This window comes from Sphingosinithalassobacter sp. CS137, assembly GCF_014334115.1.
GTDB lineage: Bacteria > Pseudomonadota > Alphaproteobacteria > Sphingomonadales > Sphingomonadaceae > Sphingomonas.
Window position 1 is genome coordinate 2,552,973 of the sequence record NZ_CP060494.1, and the last position, 18,295, is coordinate 2,571,267.

Genomic DNA, 18,295 nt, shown 5'->3' on the forward strand with positions numbered 1-18,295 from the left:
ACACATGGCCTTCAGGGGGAAGGCCATGGCGGAAACGGGCGGGCAAGCGGGGCTGCTGCAGCGGATCGGATTGCCGCCGGAACGGCTGCCAGAGGTGTCCCCGCGCTGGCGATGGCCGCTGCGGATGCTGTGGGGGGTGCTGCTGCTGGTCGCGCTGGTGAGCCTCGCTGGCGGACTGTGGCGCAGTCACGTCACCGCGACAATCACCGATCCATCCTTCGCGACCTATGGCATCTACCCCTATGAGCCCGAGCCTGAGGACGGCGTCGACGCGCGCTATGTCGCTGTGCCGCTTACCGAACCGGTCGAGGCGATGGGGTTCGTCCCGGGCCCGGTGGTCGCAGTCGACGGCGCGGCGCTGAGCGGCGAAGATCCCGAGGCAGTCGCGCGCCTCCTCCGCACCAAGACCGGGCCTGTCCGCGTGACCACGCGGGATGCCGAGGGCGCGACTCACGCCTTCATGCTTCCGCGGACGCCCGAGACGCTTTCCGAGATCAGCGATTTCGGGCCCTCCGTCGACTTTTTGATCCTGAACGTACCGCCGGCACTGGCGGCGGCGCTGCTGATGGTCGCGGCGATCCTGCTCGTCCGCCGCCGGCCGGACGATCCGGTTTCGCTGCTCCTCTCCTTTTCCTTCCTGAGCCTGGCTTCGGTCCTGCCGGGGGAGGCGCTCTGGTATTGGCTGGGGCTCGAGACGCTAGATCAGGGGTTTTCCGCGCTCTTTTTCGGTTTGTTCGCGGTGGCGCTGCCTGCTTTCCCCGACGGGCGATTCCGGCCGCGCTGGGGCGGGTGGATCGCCGTTGCCGCAGTGCCAGTCACGGTGGCTGTCGCCCTGCCGTCGATTCCCGATCTGCTCGGACTGGTGCTTGCGCTCGGGCTCGGTCTTGCAGCGGCGCTTGCTTCGATTGCCCGGTTCCGGCGCACGCCGCCCGGGATCGAGCGGCAGCAGCTGAAATGGGTCGCGTTCGGGTTCGTTTCGAGCATGGCGCTGCTGGGAACGGTGCTGCTCCTGGTCGAGGGAATGTGGCTCGGCGTGCTGCCGGATGTGGACGCGCTCTGGTTTCGTATGGCGTTGCTGGCGGCATTCAACGCCAGTCTGCTCCTGATGGCTGGCGGCGTGCTGGTGGCGATGCTCCGCTACCGTCTGTGGGACGCCGACGCAGCGATCGGGCGCTCGATCGGCTATGCCGCGATCACACTGGTGATCGGCGGTATCTGGGCGGCGTCGATGACGATTCTCAACGAGTTTCTGGCGGGCACCCTGGGCGCGAACCGGCCGCTGGTCGCGGCGGTGAGCGCCGTCATCGCGGCGATGGTGCTGGGCCCGGCACGTGAGCGCGTGAACAACTGGGTGGAAAAGCGCTTCCAGGCCGGCGTGCTGGCGCTGCGCAAGCTGCCCGAGCGGCTGCAGCTCTGGCAGCATGACGATCATCCCGAGGACTTGGGCGGGCGTGTCGTCCATGCCGTGATCGAGGGGCTGCACGCGCGGCAGGTGGCGGTGCTGCTCTATACCGAGGCCGGCTATCGCATCGTCGGGGCCGAAGGCGCGACCGATCGCGACGTCGCCGAATGGATGGACGCGCACGGCGGCACTCAGGCGCTCGCGGTCGACAATCTCAATCGGCGCGACCCGGTATTTCCACTGCGCATCACGCTGGACGACGAGGGGCGGCCGATCGGAGTGCTGCTGCTCGGCCCGCGTAGCGACGGCAACATCTATTCGAAGGACGAGCGGAAGGCGCTGGAGGCGATCGAAAACGCGCTTGCGGCGGCGCTGCGGCAGGCGCAGCTACGCCGAAAGCGCGATCTTCGCACGCAGGAGCTGATCCGGACGCTGGAAACGCGGCTGTCGGAGCTGGAGCGTGGCGCGGTAGGGGCCGGATCAGCCGCTTGAGCACTCAGCCCCGACGCGTGAGCGTCGCGCGCCAGACATAGCCACGCAGCCGCGAGCGGAAATCGAGTTCGAGTCCGTTCGCCTCCGCCACGCGCCGCAATACCGCCGGCAGCTCGCGGCGGGGATAGACGTGAAAGTCGTTCAGCGATTTGAAGTGCAGCTTCTTGGCGAGCTTCGGCAGGCGCTCATATTGGCCGAAGTCGACGATATGCAGGCTGCCGCCCGGCGCGAGCGAGGCGACGGCGCGCTCGATCGCTTCCTGCCAGGGCGGAATCATCGAAAGCGTATAGCTCATGAAGATGCGATCCACCGAGGGGATGCCGAAAAGTCGCTCGGTATCGAAGCTGCCGGCATCGGCCTGGGCCAGTTCGACTCGGTTCGCGAGACCCTTGCGCGAGAGTGAGGTGCGCGCCGTATCGAGCATCGCCTCGCTGATGTCGAAGCCATAGAAACGTGCCTCGGGCCAATGGCGGGCGGCAACGATCAGGTTTCGTGCCGTGCCGCAGCCGACTTCGAGCACGGTGCCGCCCGGCGGGGGCGCCAGATCGCGGATCAGCGCGTCGCGGCCGAGCAGGTAGAACTTGCGCGTGGCGTCGTAGATGTGGCGATGGAAGCCGTAGACGCTGTCCATCAGCCCCTTCTGGTCGGCGGCGGCGCCGTCCGTGCCCGCCCCGCTCATCCGTGCGGCTTCAGCGTCCAGAGATGGACCATGCCATAGACCGAGGAACGGTCCCGCCGCGTCCAGTCGTCGAGCTTGTCCTGCGGGGCATATTCCCACTGAGACATCAGCTCTTCGGGAATGTGCCCCTTCACGACGTCCGGCTTTGCGGCGGTGCGATAGAGCACGCGGGCGCCAGGCTTTGCCGTGCGCGTGATCGCCGCCCACAGGCGCGTGAGCTGCTCGTCCGTCATCCAGTCCTGCGCATCGAGCAGGATGTACCGGTCGAGCGACTGTGCGGGCATCGATTCGAGATATTCGGCCATGTTCTGGTGCCGGATCTCGATCCGATCGGCGCGGGTGCGCACCGCATCCCAGTTTTCGCGCTGAAGATAGGGGGGCAGGGGGGCGTCTTCGGTGCGGCCATAGCCGCGACCGAACGCCTGCCAGGCGAAATAATTGTCCTTGATGTCGAAATCACAGGCCAGCTTGCGTAGCCGGCTGCGCAGTGCGCCGGTGATCCCCTCGGGGTCGTCGGCCTTCAGCAGGTCGTATTGCGCCGGAGGGATGCCGAGCCCGAACAGCGAGGCGGGATTGTCGACGATCCACCGCAGCAGCTTCTTGTCGAAGAAGGGGGCGAAGTTCCGATCGAAAATCTCGCACTGCTCTTCGCGGCTCTTGGCGCGCAGGATCTCGCTCGGATCGATCTTGTAGCGGTGGGCGAGCCAATGGACGAAGCCGATCAGCCTGCCGAGCAGCCCGTAGCGATAGAAATTCGCCTTGAACGCGCTGATCCGACGCACGCCATTGGGGCTGCGCTGCTCCCAATAGGCGCGCGACGTGGAGTCGAGATGCGGCCGGATGTGTTCGTGATAGGCGTCGATGTTCGCCTCGCGGTCGGCCAGGCCGAAGAAGCGATGGAAGCTCTCATAGTCGGGCAGGTGGAGCGCTGCCTGCTGCTTGAGATTGTTGAGCGCGACGTGCGCCGTGTTGAGATCGACCGCCGTAATCTTCCGGGGATCGGCGGTCAGATAGGACTGCACATTGCAGCCGCCCGACGCGATCGTCACCAGATGGTGGTCCGGCCCGAGTTCCAGCGCCTCCATGTCGACGATCGGGTCTTCCCAAATCTGCGCATAGACGAGGCCGCGGAAGGCGAAGGTGAAGGCGCGCTCGAGCAGCCCCTGCTTGGTCAGATGCTCGTGCCGGTGCACGGCACCGCGCACTGCGACATTCTTCGGCGACTTCGCCATCGATCCCATTGCAGACTCCTGGAGGGGTTCCGCGCCTCGGGCGGAAGCGCGCGAGCACTAGGCTCGCATTGTGACGGTTTGGCGTCTCACATGTGACACGGCCTGCCCGAAATCAATCCCTCCCACCCGACGGGAGAAGCATGCCGCCCCGGCTGAGGCACGGAACATCGGCCTCGGCGGCAGCGCCGCCGGCTCCGGGGAGCCGACGGCGCCGGTTGCAGCTGGTGAAGGGATCAATAAGCGATCCGCTCCGCGTTCAGCGCGCGTTGGGCCAGGAAGTGCTGGAGGCTGTCCTCGCCAGCAAGGTGCCCCGCTCCGACGGCGACGAAGGCGGTGCCCGGCTGATCCAGTCGCGCGTCGATCCACTCGGCCCAGCGGGCGTTGCGATCGGCCAGAAGGCGCCGCGCGAGTTCGGGCTCGTCGCGCAGTTCCTCGTTGAGCAGCGCGCCCAGCGCATCGGGATCGCCGTTCGCCCAGAGCACGACCATATTGTCGAGCATCGGCCCCATCTCATCGACCTGATCGAGCACGCTGACGAAGTAGCGCGTCTGGAGATCGGCGGGCATGCTGTCGAAGATCATCAGCTGCTCTTCGGCCGTTTCGAGGCCGCTGACCGGCTTGCCGGCTTCCTCGGCGGCGGCGCTGATCATGCGCTCGGCGCCGGTGCTGGGATCGAAGCCGAGCTTCTGGAGCTTGACCGCCGTGATCGTGAGGCCGGCGAGCCAGGGATCGAAGCGATCGAGGGCGGCGACCGGCAGGCCCGTCTCGGCGGCGGCTGCGGCGAGCGCGGCGCGCTTGTCCTCGGGAAGCTGCTCGGTGAGCGTGGGTCCGGACATGTTCATGCCGGTGCGCATCACCAGCGCCTGCATCTCCGCCTCGTCGGGCTCGACCATTTCCAGCACGATTTCGTCGCTGGCTTCAAATGCGTTTTTCACCGCTTCGTCGAACCAGCTCAGACCGGGCTTGAGCACATGGACGGTGCCGAACAGGTAGATGGTCGTGTCCTCGTCCTTGACGACCCACAGCGCGGGATCGGCGTCTTGCACCGGCGCAGCCTGCGAATGCGCCTGCGTATCCACCTGAGCCTGACCCGCGGCGGGGGCGAGCACCAGCGCCATCGCGGCACCGGCACGAAGAAAGGTCTTCAACATGTTCGTGTCTCCTCGAGAGTGACCGCACCGGTCAGGGATGGAACTTCTTCCAGGAATAGGTCGCGATCAGTGCGAAATAAGTGGCGCCAAAGAGAATCTCGTGGTGCGGCTCGGGCGTGATTCCGCCCTTCCAGAGCAGCCACCAGCTCATGTACGTCAGAAAGTAGAAGTTCAGCGTCAGCATGCCGCTCCACAGGCAGGCGTTGCGCTCCAGCTCGTCGATCCGCCGCCAGTAGATCACGCTTCCGGCCGTCACCGTGACGACCGTGACGAGTGCCGCCGCCACCGCAGCTGCGGGCGGAAGCGCGCTGACCATCCGCTCGGTGCCCCCCTCCAGCGCCGCCAACACGAACCCGAGGATGCCGCCGATCACGCCGGTGGCGATGATGGGGCGCATGACGCGCCGGCGCCTCAGCACGGTAGCACGCTCGCCTTCGCCCATCCGATCAATCACAAGCCTGCTCCCCGCCATTCTCGCCATCATCGAAAATCTCCTCGATCCGCATGCCGAACACTCGGCCGATCCTGAAGGCGAGCGGGAGCGAGGGATCGTATTTCCCTGTCTCGATCGCGTTCACCGCCTGGCGCGAGACGCCCAGCCGTCCACCGAGTTCTGCCTGGCTCCAGTCGCGCTCCGCACGCAGCACCTTCAGCCGGTTCTTCATGCGGCCCATCGTCTCCTTCTGGTCGACCCCGAAAGTGTCAGGCGTCCCTGACTTTGTGACAGCGAGTCCTGGCGGTGTCAACAACACCTGACTAAAAGCGCTCTATAGTTGACAAACGGGCTCTGCTATCGGGATGCTGCGAGAAAGACAGGGAGGGCGCGATGCCGAGCCAGGCGATTGAATTCCAAGGCTCTTCTGGCCAGAGCCTCGCGGCGCGGCTGGAGCTCCCGGTCGGACCGATCCGTGCAGTGGCGCTGTTCGCGCATTGCTTCACCTGCACGATGAACAGCCATGCCGCGAATCGAATCACGACTGCGCTGGCAGGCGCCGGGATCGCGACGATGCGATTTGACTTCACGGGCCTTGGCGGCAGCGAGGGCGACTTCGCCAATGCGCATTTCCTCGGCGATGTGGCCGACATCGTCGCGGCGGCCGATCATCTGAGGGCGTCGATCGCAGCGCCCGCACTGTTGATCGGGCACAGTCTGGGCGGCGCGGCCGTGTTGGCGGCGGCGGAACGGATTCCCGAGGCGCGCGGCGTGGTGACGATCGGGGCGCCGTTCGATCCCGCGCATGTGCTCGAGGCGATCCGCGGCGATCTGGCGGCGATCGAACGTGAAGGCGCCGGCGCGGTGACGATCGGCGGCCGCAGCTTCCGCATCGGCGCGCAGTTCCTGCATTCGCTGCGCGCGCAGGATCCGGCGATCCGGATCGGCGCGATCGGCCGTGCGCTGCTGGTGCTGCACGCCCCGGGCGACGAAGTGGTGGGGATCGACAACGCCCGGCTGATCTTCGACGCGGCACGGCACCCGAAGAGCTTCGTCACGCTCGACGATGCCGACCATCTGCTCACGCGGCGCAGCGACGCGGCCTATGTCGCCGCGCTGATCGCCGCCTGGGCCGAACGCTATCTGGCGCCCGCCGAAGCGGCGCCGATGGTGGCGGAAGGCGAAGTGTTCGCCGGCAATGCGGGCGGCAAGTTCGGCACGACCGTGCGGACGCATCTTCACAGTCTGGTCGCCGACGAGCCGGTGGCCGTGGGGGGCGAGGACGCGGGGCCGGGCCCGTACGACCTGCTGCTGGGCGCGCTGGGCGCATGCACTTCGATGACGCTCAAGCTCTATGCGGCGCGCAAGGACATTCCGCTCGAGGACGTTGCGATCCGGCTGACGCATGACCGCAACCATGGCGTGGATTGCGACCATTGCACCGATCCGGCTTCAAAGATCGAAGCGATCGAGCGGACGATCCGAATGACCGGCCCGCTGAGCGAGTCGCAGCGCGCCGATCTGATGCGGATCGCCGACAAATGCCCTGTGCACCGGACGCTTACCGGCGAGCTGCACGTGCATACGCGCGAGGAGCCGCAGTCGGCGGACGAGGCTGATCGCTAGCCCAGCAGTTGCTTGAGCGGAACGCTCGTGTCGGCGAGCCGCTCCGGATCGACGACCGCTCCCGGCTCGACCAGCTTGCGTCCCTGAACATAGTCCTTGACCCTGTTCACGCAGTCGAGCGCGATTACCCGGCCCGAGCGCAGATAGACGAGCGAGAAGCTGCGGTCCGCCGGATCGCCGCGAACGACTGCGGTGTCATGGCCGGCCGACAGCCCGACGGTCTGCAGCTTCAGGTCATATTGGTTCGACCAGAACCAGGGGACGGCCTGATAGGTCGCGTCGATTCCACAGATCGTCTTCGCGGCCACCGTGGCCTGATCGTTCGCGTTCTGCACCGATTCGAGGCGGATAGGCCCGTCTTCCGCGAAGCGATTGGCGTGCAGCGCACAGTCACCGACGGCATAGATTTCGGGAAGCGTCGTGCGGCATTGCGCGTCGACCAGCACGCCGTTCTCACCCTGCGCGCCCACGGCGTAGAGCGGATCGGTCGCGGGGAGGATGCCGATGCCGACGATCACCATTTCGGCAGGAACGCTGCTGCCGTCACCGAGCCGTACGCCGCAGGCAGCGCCGTCCCGATCCTCGATGCAGCCGACCTCGACGCCCAGCCGGATGTCCACGCCATGGGCGCGATGCTCGTCCTCGAAGAAACGCGACAGCGGCGTGCCCGCAACTCGGGCAAGAACGCGATCCTGCGCCTCGAGAACGCAAACCTTCTTGCCGAGCTTGGTGAGCACCGCGGCCGCTTCCAGTCCGATGTACCCGCCTCCGATCACCGCCACACGAGTCACGTCCGGCAGTTCGGCGATCATTGCGTCGACGTCGGCGCGACTGCGTACCGTGTGAACGCCCTTCAGCGCCGCGCCCGAACAGGTGAGCCGCCGCGCGCGCCCGCCGGTCGCCCAGACGAGCGCTCCATAGCCGAATGTCTCACCCGCCTCGGTGGTGACTTCATGCGCGCCGGGATCGACGCGGACCACACGGCGGCCAGGCAGCATCGCCACGTCGCGCTCCGCCCAGAAAGCGGGGGGGCGTATCAACAGGCGCTCAAACGGTTTCTCCCCGGCGAGATACTCCTTGGAAAGCGGCGGGCGCTCGTAGGGCAGCTCGGGCTCGTCGCCGGCGATTCCGATCGTACCGGTAAAGCCGTTCTGCCGCAGTGCGATCGCCGTCTGTGCACCGCCATGGCCGGCGCCGACGATCAGCACGTCGAATCGGCTCATGTGTTCAGCCTCTCGGCGTGCCACGCGACATGATCGGCGAGGAAGGTGGAGATGAAATAATAGCTGTGGTCATATCCCGGCTGCATCCGCAGCGTCAGGTCGATGCCTGCCTCGCGGCATGCGGCCTCGAGCAGCTCGGGCTTGAGTTGTTCGACGAGGAACTGGTCGGCATCGCCCTGGTCGACCAGCAGCTCGGGAAGCCGCGCGCCATCGGCGATCAGCGCGCACGCGTCGTAGCGCCGCCACGCGGCCTTGTCCGCGCTGCCCAGATAGCCGCCCAGCGCCTTTTCGCCCCAGGGACAGGCGAGCGGCGAGGCGATCGGCGCGAAGGCGGAGACGCTGGCGAAGCGATCGGGGTTACGCAGCGCGATGGTCAGCGCGCCGTGGCCGCCCATCGAATGGCCGGTGATCGACTGGCGGGTGAGGTCCGCCGCCGGGAACTGCGCGGCGATCAGCGCGGGAAGCTCTTCCTCGATATAGCTGCGCATGCGGTAATTGGTCGCCCAGGGTTCCTCTGTCGCATCGACGTAGAAGCCTGCGCCCTTGCCGAAATCATAGCCATCCGTATCGGGCACATCGTCGCCGCGCGGGCTGGTGTCGGGCGCGATGAAGATCACGCCATGCTCTGCGCAAGCGGCGCGATACTCGCCCTTTTCGGTCACGTTGGCGTGAGTGCAGGTGAGGCCGGAGAGATACCAGAGCACCGGCAGCTTCGCGCCATCCGCGTGCGGCGGGACATAGACCGAGAAGGTCATGTCGGTGCCGGTGACGGTGGAGGCATGGCGATGGACGCCTTGGGTGCCGCCATGCGCCATGTTCGTCGAAAGCGTTTCCAACTCTCTCTCCCGGGAACTCGACTCGCGGAAATCCGCCGAAGGTCACTGAAAAGTCGCACCTCCGCGCGCGGGTGTGCGCGCACGCCCGCGCGCAAAGACCGATTCTAATTCCAGCGTGCGCCCAGCATTTCAGCGCAAATCCTATTATGGAAGCCCAAATCGTGTCTCAGGCTGCGATGGGCGGCCGCTGGGGCGAACCCTCGCCGACATTGTCGGTGCCGCGCGGTTCGAGATTCAGGATCCGCACCTCGCCGCGCCGCGCGACCGGCCGGTGCTCGACTCCGCGGGGAACGACATAGAGGTCTCCCGGGCCGAGCGTGATCGTGCGGTCGCGCAGTTCGATATCGAGTTCGCCGTCCAGGACGAGGAAGAAATCATCGGTGTCCTCATGGACGTGCCAGATGAATTCGCCCTCGGCCCGGATCAGGCGGACGTCGTTGCCATTGTAGCTGCCGACGATGCGCGGCGCCCAATGATCGGAAAAGCCGGCGAATTTCTGGGGCAGATTGACCTTGTCGTCCACGCGGTCAGCCCGACTTGCGCGGGCGATACATGCCGCACAGCTTGTTGCCGTCCGGATCGCGGACGTAGGAAAGGTGCACTTCTCCAAAGCTGCTCGCGCGCGGGCCGGGCGGGTCCTCGATCGAGGTGCCGCCATGGGCGACGCCCGCGTCGTGAAACGCCTTCACCTGCTCGGGCGAGCTGCACTTGAACCCGATCGTGCCGCCGTTCGCCGGGGTGGCGGGCGCGCCGTCGATCGGCTCGCTGACGCAGAAGCTGTTGCCCTCGTGCCGCCAGAACAGCCGCGTGATGCCGTCCTTGACGTCGCGGATCGGCTCGCCTTCGAACCCCAGCGTGCCGAGCACCGCGTTGTAGAACAGCCGCGCCTTTTCGACGTCGTTGGTGCCGACCATGATGTGGTTGAACATCGCTTCCTCTCCGTTCGTGTCGTATCAATAGACCACGACGCTGCGGATGCTTTCGCCCGCATGCATCAGATCGAAGCCCTTGTTGATCTCCTCGAGGCTGAGGACATGCGTGATCATCGGATCGATCGCGATCTTGCCGTCCATATACCAGTCGACGATCCTGGGCGTGTCGGTGCGCCCGCGCGCGCCGCCGAACGCCGTGCCCTTCCACACCCGGCCGGTGACCAGCTGGAACGGGCGCGTGCTGATTTCCTTGCCCGCTTCGGCAACGCCGATGATGATCGATTCGCCCCAGCCGCGATGCGCGCATTCCAGCGCGGTACGCATCACCTCGACATTGCCGGTCGCGTCGAAGCTGTAGTCGGCGCCGCCGTCGGTGAGTTCGAGGATCTTCGCGATCGTCTCCTCACGGCTCATGCCCTTCGAATTGAGGAAATGCGTCATGCCGAACTTGCGGCCCCATTCCTCGCGATCGGGGTTGATGTCGACGCCGATGATGCGGCCCGCGCCGACCATCTTCGCGCCCTGGATGACGTTGAGGCCGATGCCGCCCAAGCCGAACACGACGACGTTCGCGCCCGGTTCCACCTTGGCGGTGTTGACCACCGCGCCGACGCCGGTGGTGACGCCGCAGCCGATGTAGCAGCTGGTGTTGAACGGCGCGTCCTCGCGGATCTTCGCGACGGCGATTTCGGGCAGCACGGTGAAGTTCGAGAAAGTGGAGCAGCCCATATAATGGTAGATCGGCTGCCCCTTGTAGCTGAAGCGGGTCGTGCCGTCGGGCATCAGCCCTTTCCCTTGCGTCGCGCGGATCGCGGTGCAGAGGTTCGTCTTGCCCGAGAGGCACGACTTACACTGGCGGCATTCGGGGGTGTAGAGCGGGATGACATGGTCGCCGGGGGTCACGCTGGTGACGCCTGCGCCCACCTCGCGCACGATCCCTGCGCCTTCATGGCCGAGCACGCTGGGGAAGATGCCTTCGCTGTCGAACCCGTCGAGCGTATAGGCGTCCGTATGGCAGATGCCCGTCGCCATGATCTCGACCAGCACTTCGCCGGGCTTCGGCCCTTCGAGATCGAGTTCGACGATCTCCAGAGGCTGTTCGGCTTCGAAGGCGACGGCGGCGCGGGTCTTCATCACGATCTCCCAGAGGCTATTGGCGACCCTAATCGGGATCGCCGGCCGCGATGGCAACCAGGAGATGTCAGAAAATGGTGCTGCCGGTGAGGATTGAACTCACGACCTCAGCCTTACCAAGGATGCGCTCTACCACTGAGCTACGGCAGCACGCCGCGCGGGGGTCGCCCGAGCGGGAGGGGCCTATGTGCTTGGATGCCCCCGATTGTCAACCCGAAGCCCGGCGGTTTATCGACATGCCATGAACGACGACGAGAAGAAGGCGCGGCTGGCGCAGGCGCTGCGCGAGAACCTGCGCAAGCGCAAGGCGCAGGCGCGCGAAGGGCGGGCGTCAGAGAATGCCGCTGGCGAACAGGATCGCCAGCGCGAGGACGGTGACCACGCCTAGCGTCAGGCCGGATTTCCTCTGCATTTCGACTCTCCTTGGACTCCGCTTACTGCGCCGAAAGCTGGCCCCCCGCTTTCGCGGGGGCACCGGTGATTACGCGATCGGCGCGCATTTGGCTTCGAGCCAGGCCTTGTCCTCGCCGTCGACCTGCGGGCCGACGATCTCCAGCACCTTCGCGTGATAGCCGTCGAGCCACTCGCGCTCGTGCGGCGTCAATAGCGCGGGGTCGATCAGCGTGCGTTCGATGGGGACGAAGGTGAGCGTTTCGAAGCCGAGCATCGTCTGCTCCGCGCCCGCGATCTCCTGCTCGACGATCAGCACGAGGTTTTCGATGCGGATGCCGTATTCGCCTGCCTTGTAATAGCCCGGCTCGTTCGAGCAGATCATGCCCGCGCGCAGCGGCTCGCTCGGGCCGCCGCCGGGATAGTTGGGCGCGGCGATGCGCTGCGGCCCCTCGTGCACCGACAGATACGCGCCGACGCCGTGACCGGTGCCGTGCGGATAATCGAGCCCCGCCTGCCAGAGGAACTGGCGCGCGAAGGCATCGATCTGGCTGCCCGCGGTGCCGTCCGGGAACACGGCATGAGTGAGCGCGATCATGCCCTTGAGCACGCGGGTGAAGCGGTCCTTCATCTCCGCGGTCGGTTCGCCGACGGGCATCACGCGCGTGATGTCGGTGGTGCCGTCTTCATATTGCCCGCCCGAATCGACGAGATAGAGGCTGCCGGGTTCGAGGCGCAGGCTCGATTCCTCGGTGACGCGATAGTGCGGGATCGCGCCGTGCTTGCCATAGCCCGAGATGGTGTCGAACGACGTGTCCTTGAGCACGCCGAGGGCCTGGCGGAATTCGAGCAGCTTGCGCACCGCCGACATCTCGGTGACGCTGCCCTTCGGCGCTTCCTCCTCGATCCAGCGCAGGAAGCGGACCATCGCGACCGCGTCGCGCGCCTGCGCGGCACGGTGGCCGGCGACTTCGGCGGAGTTCTTGAGCGCCTTGGCGAGCACTGCCGGATCGCGCACCGGGAGGATGTGCGCGCCGCCTGCGTCGAGCAGGTCGAAGATCGCGGCGACGGCGCGCTCGGGATCGGCGGCGACTCGCTTGCCCGACAGCTCCTTCAGCGCAGGCGCGAAGGCGTCGCGCGGCTGGACGCGCACGGCATTGCCGAGGTGCTGGCGCACCGCGTCGGTCACCTTTTCGGGCGCGACGAACAGCTCGGCGGTACCGTCGGAGTGGACCAGCGCGTAGGAGAGCGCGACGGGCGTGTGGATCACGTCCTCCCCACGGATGTTGAACGTCCAGGCGATCGAGTCGAGCGCCGAGAGCACCACCGCGTCGGCACGGCGCGTCTCGAGCCATTCGGCGATAACGGCGCGCTTTTCGGCCGAGGTCTTGCCTGCCGCGGCATCGCTCTGGGCGCTGAGCGTGGCAGGCGAGGGGGCGGGACGATCGGACCAGATCGCATCGACCGGATTGGCCGCGACCGGCACCAGCTCGGCGCCGCGCTCCGCCAGCGCCTTGCTTGCCTCGGCCACCCAGGCGCGGGTGTGGAGCCACGGATCATAGCCGATGCGACCGCCCTCGGGCGCGTGCTCACCCAGCCAGTCCGACATGCTCGTGTCGGGCACCTTTACATATTGATAGTGATCGGCATCGACCTGTTCGCGCACCTGCAGCGTGTACCGCCCGTCGACGAACATCGCGGCTTCGGCAGGGAGGATCACCGCGGCGCCCGCCGAGCCCTGAAAGCCGGTAAGCCACGCGAGGCGCTGGGCATAATCGCCTACATATTCGCTCATATGCTCGTCGGTGAGCGGCACGACGAAGCCGTCGAGGCGCTCCGAACGGAGCTGTTCGCGAAGGGCGGTGAGGCGGTCTGCGTAGGTGGACATTGGCGTCGACTTCCTGCGCCTTGTGCGAGTGGCGCGCTGGTGATGAATCCTGCGCCTCAGCTAGGCAGCTGCGTGCGGTTGCGCAAATATCGCCTTTGGCCGGCTGCCCGATCGATCACCCTCAATCGATTCTTTCACTCTGTCTGAGCAAGCTTCCTCGCTTTCCTTCGCCTCACGCATCCGTACCTTGTCCGTAGTATTCAAGATCCGAGGAGATAGACGATGGACGCGAAGACGAGCGGAGATCCGCTGAGCGGCTGCCCGATGAAGGAAGGCAAGGCGATGCGCTCGCTGCTGGGCCGCACCAACCGGGATTGGTGGCCCAACCAGCTTTCGATCGAGATCCTGCATCAGCACGGGCTCCACGGGAATCCGATGGGCGACGACTTCGACTATCGCAAGGAGTTCGAGTCGCTCGACTATGAAGCAGTGAAGCGCGACCTCACCGCACTGATGACCGACAGCCAGCCCTGGTGGCCGGCGGATTATGGGCATTACGGCCCCTTCTTCATCCGCATGGCGTGGCACTCGGCCGGTACCTATCGGACCGGCGACGGCCGCGGTGGCTCCTCCTCGGGCAACCAGCGCTTCGCCCCGCTCAACAGCTGGCCGGATAACGCGAATCTCGACAAGGCGCGCCGTCTGCTCTGGCCGATCAAGGCGAAGTACGGCCGCAAACTCAGCTGGGCCGATCTGATGATCATGGCCGGCAACGTCGCGATCGAATCGATGGGTGGCCCGATCTTCGGTTTCGGCGGCGGCCGCGAGGACATCTTCGAGCCCGAGAAGGACGTCTATTGGGGCACCGAGGAAGAGTGGGTCGGTTCGGAGGGGAGCCTCACCCGTATCCACGAGGAAGAGGGTCGTGCGCTCGAAAACCCGCTCGCCGCGATCCAGATGGGCCTCATCTACGTCAATCCCGAGGGTCCGGGCGGCAATCCCGATCCGATGCAGTCCGGGCGGGACATCCGCGAGACCTTCGCGCGCATGGGTATGAACGACGAGGAGACGGTTGCGCTTACCGCGGGCGGCCACACGTTCGGAAAGTGCCACGGCGCCGGGGACGCATCCAAGGTGGGCGCCGAGCCCGAAGGCGCGGACATCGCACAGATGGGTCTGGGCTGGCAGTCGGGCCATGAGAGCGGCGTCGGCGACCATACCATCACCTCGGGCCTCGAGGGTTCGTGGACTCCCACGCCGACCAAGTGGGACATGAGCTATTTCGACATGCTGCTCGACCACGAATATGAGCTGGTGCGCAGTCCGGCGGGCGCCAAGCAGTGGCAGCCGGTGGGCAGCCCCGAGGAAACGCTCGCGCCCAAGGCGCACAGCCCCGGCGCCAAGGTGCCGACGATGATGACCACCGCCGACATGGCGATGAAGGTGGACCCGGAATACCGCAAGATCATGGACAAGTTCCGCGCGGATCCGGCCTATTTCGCCGACGCCTTCGCCCGCGCCTGGTTCAAGCTCACGCACCGCGACATGGGGCCCAAGGCCCGCTACCTCGGTCCCGAAGTGCCCGAAGAGGATCTGATCTGGCAGGATCCGATTCCCAAGGCCGATTACACGCCGATCAACGGCGACGACGTCGTGGCGCTCAAGAACAAGATCCGCGATTCGGGGCTCACCGTCTCCCAGCTGGTGAAGACCGCCTGGGCGTCCGCGTCCACTTTCCGCACGTCGGACAAGCGCGGCGGCGCCAATGGTGCGCGGATCCGGCTGGAGCCGCAGCGCAGCTGGGCAGTCAACGAACCCGACAAGCTTGCCAAGGTGCTCGCGGTCTATGAGCGCATCAAGGCGGAGTTCGACGGTGCGGCGAGCGGCGGAAAGAAGGTGAGCATCGCCGATCTCATCGTCCTCGGCGGTTCGGTCGGGATCGAAAAGGCAGCGCGCGACGCCGGCTATGACATTGCCGTGCCGTTCACGCCGGGCCGTACCGACGCGACGCAGGAGATCACCGATGCCGAGAGCTTCGAGGTGCTGGAGCCCAAGGTGGATGGCTTCCGCAACTATCTGTCGGTTTCGTTCAGCGTCCCGACCGAGGAGCTGCTGATCGATCGAGCGCAGCTGCTGAACCTCAGCGCACCCGAGATGACGGTGCTCGTCGGTGGTCTGCGCGTGCTGGGCGCAAATCACAACGATCGGCCCGAAGGCGTGCTCACCGACCGGCCCGGGCAGCTCACCAACGATTTCTTCGTCAACCTGCTCGACATGGGCACGGCGTGGAAGGAAGTGGACGAGGCCGGAGACGAGGAGTTCGTCGGCACCTGCCGCAAGACCGACGAGGAGAAGTGGCGTGCCACGCGGACCGATCTGGTCTTCGGCTCGAACTCGCAGCTGCGGGCGCTGTCGGAAGTCTATGCGTCGAGCGACGCCGGCGAGAAGTTCGCGAAGGACTTCGTCGCCGCATGGACCAAGGTGATGAACGCCGACCGCTTCGATCTGGCAGAATAGCCGAAAGGTCGAGCACCACACAGGCCCCTTGCCTCCGCTTCCAGTGACGCGGCGGCAAGGGGCCTCTTCGTGTCCGACCGTGCGGGCGCAGGCTTTCGGAGCGCGTGCCCGCTGCGCTAAAGGGCCGAAATGAACGACCTTCCCAAGCCTCCACGCGCCGCCACGCGGCCCCATCGCAGCGAATATCACGGAATCACCATCGACGATCCCTGGGCCTGGCTGCGCGACCCCGGCTATCCGACCGTGACCGACAAGGACGTGCTCGCCTATCTCGAGGAGGAGAACGCCTTTTTCGAAAAGGTGATGGCGCCACTGAAGCCGTTGGCCGAGACGCTGTTCGAGGAGATGCGCGGCCGGATCAAGGAAGACGATGCCACCGTGCCGCAGAAGGACGGCGACTGGCTCTACTGGACCGATTTCGAGATGGGCGGCGAATACCGCCGCTGGTGGCGCCGCCCGGTCGGCGCGCCCGACGACGGCAGTGCGGACCAGCTGATCCTCGACGAACCGACGCTGGCCAGGGGAAAGGAGTATTTCCGGCTGGGCGCGATCAGCGTCAGTCCGGGCGGGCGGTTGCTCGCCTATGCTGTCGACGACGATGGCTCGGAGCGGTTCGAGGTCCGGGTAAAGGACCTGGAAAGCGACCGGATGCTGCCGGACGTGATCCCCGGCACGCTTTCCGAACTCGTCTGGACCGCGGATTCGAAGGGCTTTCTCTATGCGCTGGTGAACGAGCATTGGCGTACCGATCGTATCCGCTGGCACAGGCTGGGAGAGCCGGTGGAGCAAGACGTCGAGCTCTATCATGAAGAGGACGAAGGCTATCGCGTCGGCGTCGGCGAGACTCAGTCGCGGCGGTTCCTGATCCTGTCGACCGGCGATCATGTGACCAGCGAGGTGCGGTTGCTGCCGACCGACGATCCCACCGCCGAGCCGATCCTGGTGCGGCCGCGGCAGACCGGCATCGAATATGACGTGGAGGAGCATGACGGCACGCTCTTCATCCACACCAACGATACTCACACCAACTGGCGGCTGGTGAAGGCGCCGCTGGAGGCGCCGGGCGACTGGCGCGAGGTGATCGCGCCGTCCGATCGCTTCTACATGACCGGGGTTACCCCCTTCGCCGATTTCTTCGTGGTCGAGGGGCGTGCGGACGGGCTCGATCAGGTCGAGCTGCACTGGTACGACGGGCGTCCGCCGCGGCGGCTGGAGTTCCCCGAAGCCAGCTATGTCGCCGGTGCCGGCGACAATCCCGAATATGCGATCGAGGTGCTGCGGCTCGGCTATGAATCGATGGTCACGCCCGGCACGGTGTTCGACTATCACCTGGCCGACGATCGGCTCGAGACGCTGAAGGTCCAGGAGATCCCCAGCGGATATGATCCGGCGAAATATGCCACCGAGCGGCTGAAGATCACGGCGCGGGATGGCACGCCAGTGCCGGTATCGATCGTCTATCCGGCCGACTTTCCCAAGGACGGCAGCGGCAAGCTCTATCTCTACGGCTATGGCGCCTATGGCCACGCCATCCCGCCCGGCTTTTCCACCAGCCGCATGTCGTTCCTCGATCGCGGCATGGCGTTTGCCATTGCCCATATCCGCGGCGGCGACGATCTGGGCCAGCAATGGTATCATGACGGCAAGCTCGAGAAGCGGACCAACACGTTCAACGACTTTGTGGACGTCGCGAAAGGGCTGATCGACCTCGGGTTCACCAGCGCCGGCAACATCGCCATCGCCGGCCGCTCGGCGGGCGGCGAGCTGATGGGCGCAGTCGTCAATTCGGATCCCGAGCTGTGGGGCGCGGTGATTGCCGACGTGCCGTTCGTCGACGTGCTGAACACGATGCTCGATCCCAGCCTGCCGCTGACGCCGGGCGAATGGCCGGAGTGGGGCAACCCGATCGAGGACAAGGCCGCGTTCGAGCTGATCCGTTCCTATTCGCCCTACGACAATGTGCGGCCGCAGGCCTATCCGCCGCTGTTTATTTCCGGGGGGCTCAACGATCCGCGAGTGACCTATTGGGAGCCGGCCAAATGGGCGGCGAAGCTGCGGGCGACGAAGACCGACGACAATGTGCTGCTGTTGAAGACGAACATGGGCGCGGGCCATGGCGGCAAATCGGGCCGCTGGGAGAGCCTGCGCGAGGCCGCCGACGAAATGGCGTTCGTGCTGTGGCAGCTCGGGCTGGCCGACGGGGTTCGGGCCGGTCCCCCCTAGCGGCGGTTGCGGGTAGCCGGGCGTTCGACGAGCCGCGTGTCGCGGTGGCATTCGTGGCAATGGGCATAGTCGAACACCGCCGACAGCACCCAGGCCTGGGCCGCCACATCCCATTCGGCCCAGGCGTCGCGCGTCACTGCCGTGCCGCCGCAGCGTTCGCAGGCATATTCCAGAGCCACGGGCGGTCCTTTCAAGCG

At 66.2% G+C, this 18,295-nt stretch carries 17 protein-coding genes and 1 tRNA gene; 5 read left to right on the forward strand and 13 right to left on the reverse strand.

Annotation, left to right across the window (positions count from 1 at the left end; genetic code table 11):
• The first annotated feature begins 25 nt into the window (after positions 1 to 25).
• Complete coding sequence (locus H7V21_RS12650; protein ID WP_188054093.1) at positions 26 to 1,894, forward strand: hypothetical protein; 1,869 nt, start codon at positions 26 to 28, stop codon at positions 1,892 to 1,894.
• 4 nt (positions 1,895 to 1,898) lie between these two features.
• Here H7V21_RS12650 and H7V21_RS12655 read toward each other — a convergent pair whose 3' ends face one another.
• The 5 genes from H7V21_RS12655 to H7V21_RS12675 all read right to left on the reverse strand — a co-directional run bounded on the left by H7V21_RS12655 (position 1,899) and on the right by H7V21_RS12675 (position 5,621).
• On the reverse strand, positions 1,899 to 2,573 hold the full coding sequence (locus H7V21_RS12655; protein WP_188054094.1) for a class I SAM-dependent methyltransferase: 675 nt from the start codon (positions 2,571 to 2,573) through the stop codon (positions 1,899 to 1,901).
• Positions 2,570 to 3,814 carry a DUF3419 family protein gene (locus tag H7V21_RS12660; protein WP_188054095.1) on the reverse strand — a complete coding sequence of 415 codons (1,245 nt, stop codon included), beginning with the start codon at positions 3,812 to 3,814 and terminating at the stop codon, positions 2,570 to 2,572. The genes H7V21_RS12655 and H7V21_RS12660 overlap by 4 nt, the downstream gene beginning before the upstream one ends.
• Positions 3,815 to 4,038: 224 nt before the next feature.
• Positions 4,039 to 4,956 carry a TraB/GumN family protein gene (locus H7V21_RS12665; protein ID WP_188054096.1) on the reverse strand — a complete coding sequence of 306 codons (918 nt, stop codon included), beginning with the start codon at positions 4,954 to 4,956 and terminating at the stop codon, positions 4,039 to 4,041.
• A 31-nt stretch (positions 4,957 to 4,987) separates the two neighbouring features.
• Complete coding sequence (locus H7V21_RS12670; protein WP_188054097.1) at positions 4,988 to 5,353, reverse strand: hypothetical protein; 366 nt, start codon at positions 5,351 to 5,353, stop codon at positions 4,988 to 4,990.
• Between the two features lie 49 nt (positions 5,354 to 5,402).
• On the reverse strand, positions 5,403 to 5,621 hold the full coding sequence (locus H7V21_RS12675) for a helix-turn-helix transcriptional regulator (RefSeq protein WP_188056539.1): 219 nt from the start codon (positions 5,619 to 5,621) through the stop codon (positions 5,403 to 5,405).
• A gap of 161 nt (positions 5,622 to 5,782) precedes the next feature.
• On the opposite strand from H7V21_RS12675, the gene H7V21_RS12680 reads away from it, so the two are divergent.
• Positions 5,783 to 7,015: a bifunctional alpha/beta hydrolase/OsmC family protein gene (locus H7V21_RS12680; RefSeq protein ID WP_188054098.1), complete on the forward strand. Its 1,233-nt coding sequence runs from the start codon at positions 5,783 to 5,785 to the stop codon at positions 7,013 to 7,015.
• Here H7V21_RS12680 and H7V21_RS12685 read toward each other — a convergent pair.
• From H7V21_RS12685 to H7V21_RS12710, 6 genes are all read right to left on the reverse strand, one after another.
• Positions 7,012 to 8,238 (reverse strand): NAD(P)/FAD-dependent oxidoreductase, encoded by a 1,227-nt coding sequence (locus tag H7V21_RS12685; protein WP_188054099.1) that lies wholly within the window; start codon positions 8,236 to 8,238, stop codon positions 7,012 to 7,014. The two genes, H7V21_RS12680 and H7V21_RS12685, sit on opposite strands and share 4 nt — an antisense overlap.
• Positions 8,235 to 9,074, reverse strand: coding sequence for an S-formylglutathione hydrolase (fghA, locus tag H7V21_RS12690; protein WP_188054100.1), 840 nt, complete (start codon positions 9,072 to 9,074; stop codon positions 8,235 to 8,237). Before fghA ends, H7V21_RS12685 begins: the two co-directional genes overlap by 4 nt.
• A 166-nt stretch (positions 9,075 to 9,240) precedes the next feature.
• Positions 9,241 to 9,597: a cupin domain-containing protein gene (locus tag H7V21_RS12695; RefSeq protein WP_188054101.1), complete on the reverse strand. Its 357-nt coding sequence runs from the start codon at positions 9,595 to 9,597 to the stop codon at positions 9,241 to 9,243.
• A 4-nt stretch (positions 9,598 to 9,601) separates the two neighbouring features.
• The gene (locus tag H7V21_RS12700; RefSeq protein WP_188054102.1) at positions 9,602 to 10,003 is read right to left on the reverse strand and encodes a VOC family protein; all 402 of its coding nucleotides are present in this window, start codon (positions 10,001 to 10,003) and stop codon (positions 9,602 to 9,604) included.
• A gap of 24 nt (positions 10,004 to 10,027) precedes the next feature.
• The gene (locus tag H7V21_RS12705) at positions 10,028 to 11,140 is read right to left on the reverse strand and encodes an S-(hydroxymethyl)glutathione dehydrogenase/class III alcohol dehydrogenase (protein WP_188054103.1); all 1,113 of its coding nucleotides are present in this window, start codon (positions 11,138 to 11,140) and stop codon (positions 10,028 to 10,030) included.
• Positions 11,141 to 11,215: 75 nt separating this feature from the next.
• Positions 11,216 to 11,290, reverse strand: a tRNA-Thr gene (locus H7V21_RS12710).
• 91 nt (positions 11,291 to 11,381) lie between these two features.
• Here H7V21_RS12710 and H7V21_RS12715 point away from each other — a divergent pair.
• The gene (locus H7V21_RS12715; protein WP_188054104.1) at positions 11,382 to 11,528 is read left to right on the forward strand and encodes a hypothetical protein; all 147 of its coding nucleotides are present in this window, start codon (positions 11,382 to 11,384) and stop codon (positions 11,526 to 11,528) included.
• A gap of 93 nt (positions 11,529 to 11,621) precedes the next feature.
• Here the strand turns inward: H7V21_RS12715 and H7V21_RS12720 are convergent, their stop codons facing one another.
• On the reverse strand, positions 11,622 to 13,418 hold the full coding sequence (locus H7V21_RS12720) for an aminopeptidase P family protein (RefSeq protein ID WP_188054105.1): 1,797 nt from the start codon (positions 13,416 to 13,418) through the stop codon (positions 11,622 to 11,624).
• A gap of 222 nt (positions 13,419 to 13,640) precedes the next feature.
• On the opposite strand from H7V21_RS12720, the gene katG reads away from it, so the two are divergent.
• Both katG and H7V21_RS12730 read left to right on the forward strand, forming a co-directional pair.
• Positions 13,641 to 15,875 (forward strand): catalase/peroxidase HPI, encoded by a 2,235-nt coding sequence (katG, locus tag H7V21_RS12725; RefSeq protein ID WP_188054106.1) that lies wholly within the window; start codon positions 13,641 to 13,643, stop codon positions 15,873 to 15,875.
• 129 nt (positions 15,876 to 16,004) lie between these two features.
• Positions 16,005 to 18,098: a S9 family peptidase gene (locus tag H7V21_RS12730; RefSeq protein ID WP_188054107.1), complete on the forward strand. Its 2,094-nt coding sequence runs from the start codon at positions 16,005 to 16,007 to the stop codon at positions 18,096 to 18,098.
• Here H7V21_RS12730 and H7V21_RS12735 read toward each other — a convergent pair.
• Positions 18,095 to 18,277, reverse strand: a complete 183-nt coding sequence (locus H7V21_RS12735; RefSeq protein ID WP_188054108.1) for a hypothetical protein — start codon at positions 18,275 to 18,277, stop codon at positions 18,095 to 18,097. The genes H7V21_RS12730 and H7V21_RS12735 overlap by 4 nt on opposite strands.
• Between the last annotated feature and the right edge of the window lie 18 nt (positions 18,278 to 18,295).

Excerpts from the sequence above, each read along its gene's own strand:
- H7V21_RS12650 (WP_188054093.1), top strand. The coding sequence starts at position 26 with ATGGCGGAAACGGGCGGGCAAGCGGGGCTGCTGCAGCGGATCGGATTG.
- H7V21_RS12655 (WP_188054094.1), bottom strand. The coding sequence starts at position 2,573 with ATGAGCGGGGCGGGCACGGACGGCGCCGCCGCCGACCAGAAGGGGCTG.
- H7V21_RS12660 (WP_188054095.1), bottom strand. The coding sequence starts at position 3,814 with ATGGGATCGATGGCGAAGTCGCCGAAGAATGTCGCAGTGCGCGGTGCC.
- H7V21_RS12665 (WP_188054096.1), bottom strand. The coding sequence starts at position 4,956 with ATGTTGAAGACCTTTCTTCGTGCCGGTGCCGCGATGGCGCTGGTGCTC.
- H7V21_RS12670 (WP_188054097.1), bottom strand. The coding sequence starts at position 5,353 with ATGCGCCCCATCATCGCCACCGGCGTGATCGGCGGCATCCTCGGGTTC.
- H7V21_RS12675 (WP_188056539.1), bottom strand. The coding sequence starts at position 5,621 with ATGAAGAACCGGCTGAAGGTGCTGCGTGCGGAGCGCGACTGGAGCCAG.
- H7V21_RS12680 (WP_188054098.1), top strand. The coding sequence starts at position 5,783 with ATGCCGAGCCAGGCGATTGAATTCCAAGGCTCTTCTGGCCAGAGCCTC.
- H7V21_RS12685 (WP_188054099.1), bottom strand. The coding sequence starts at position 8,238 with ATGAGCCGATTCGACGTGCTGATCGTCGGCGCCGGCCATGGCGGTGCA.
- H7V21_RS12700 (WP_188054102.1), bottom strand. The coding sequence starts at position 10,003 with ATGTTCAACCACATCATGGTCGGCACCAACGACGTCGAAAAGGCGCGG.
- H7V21_RS12705 (WP_188054103.1), bottom strand. The coding sequence starts at position 11,140 with ATGAAGACCCGCGCCGCCGTCGCCTTCGAAGCCGAACAGCCTCTGGAG.
- H7V21_RS12715 (WP_188054104.1), top strand. The coding sequence starts at position 11,382 with ATGAACGACGACGAGAAGAAGGCGCGGCTGGCGCAGGCGCTGCGCGAG.
- H7V21_RS12720 (WP_188054105.1), bottom strand. The coding sequence starts at position 13,418 with ATGTCCACCTACGCAGACCGCCTCACCGCCCTTCGCGAACAGCTCCGT.
- katG (WP_188054106.1), top strand. The coding sequence starts at position 13,641 with ATGGACGCGAAGACGAGCGGAGATCCGCTGAGCGGCTGCCCGATGAAG.
- H7V21_RS12730 (WP_188054107.1), top strand. The coding sequence starts at position 16,005 with ATGAACGACCTTCCCAAGCCTCCACGCGCCGCCACGCGGCCCCATCGC.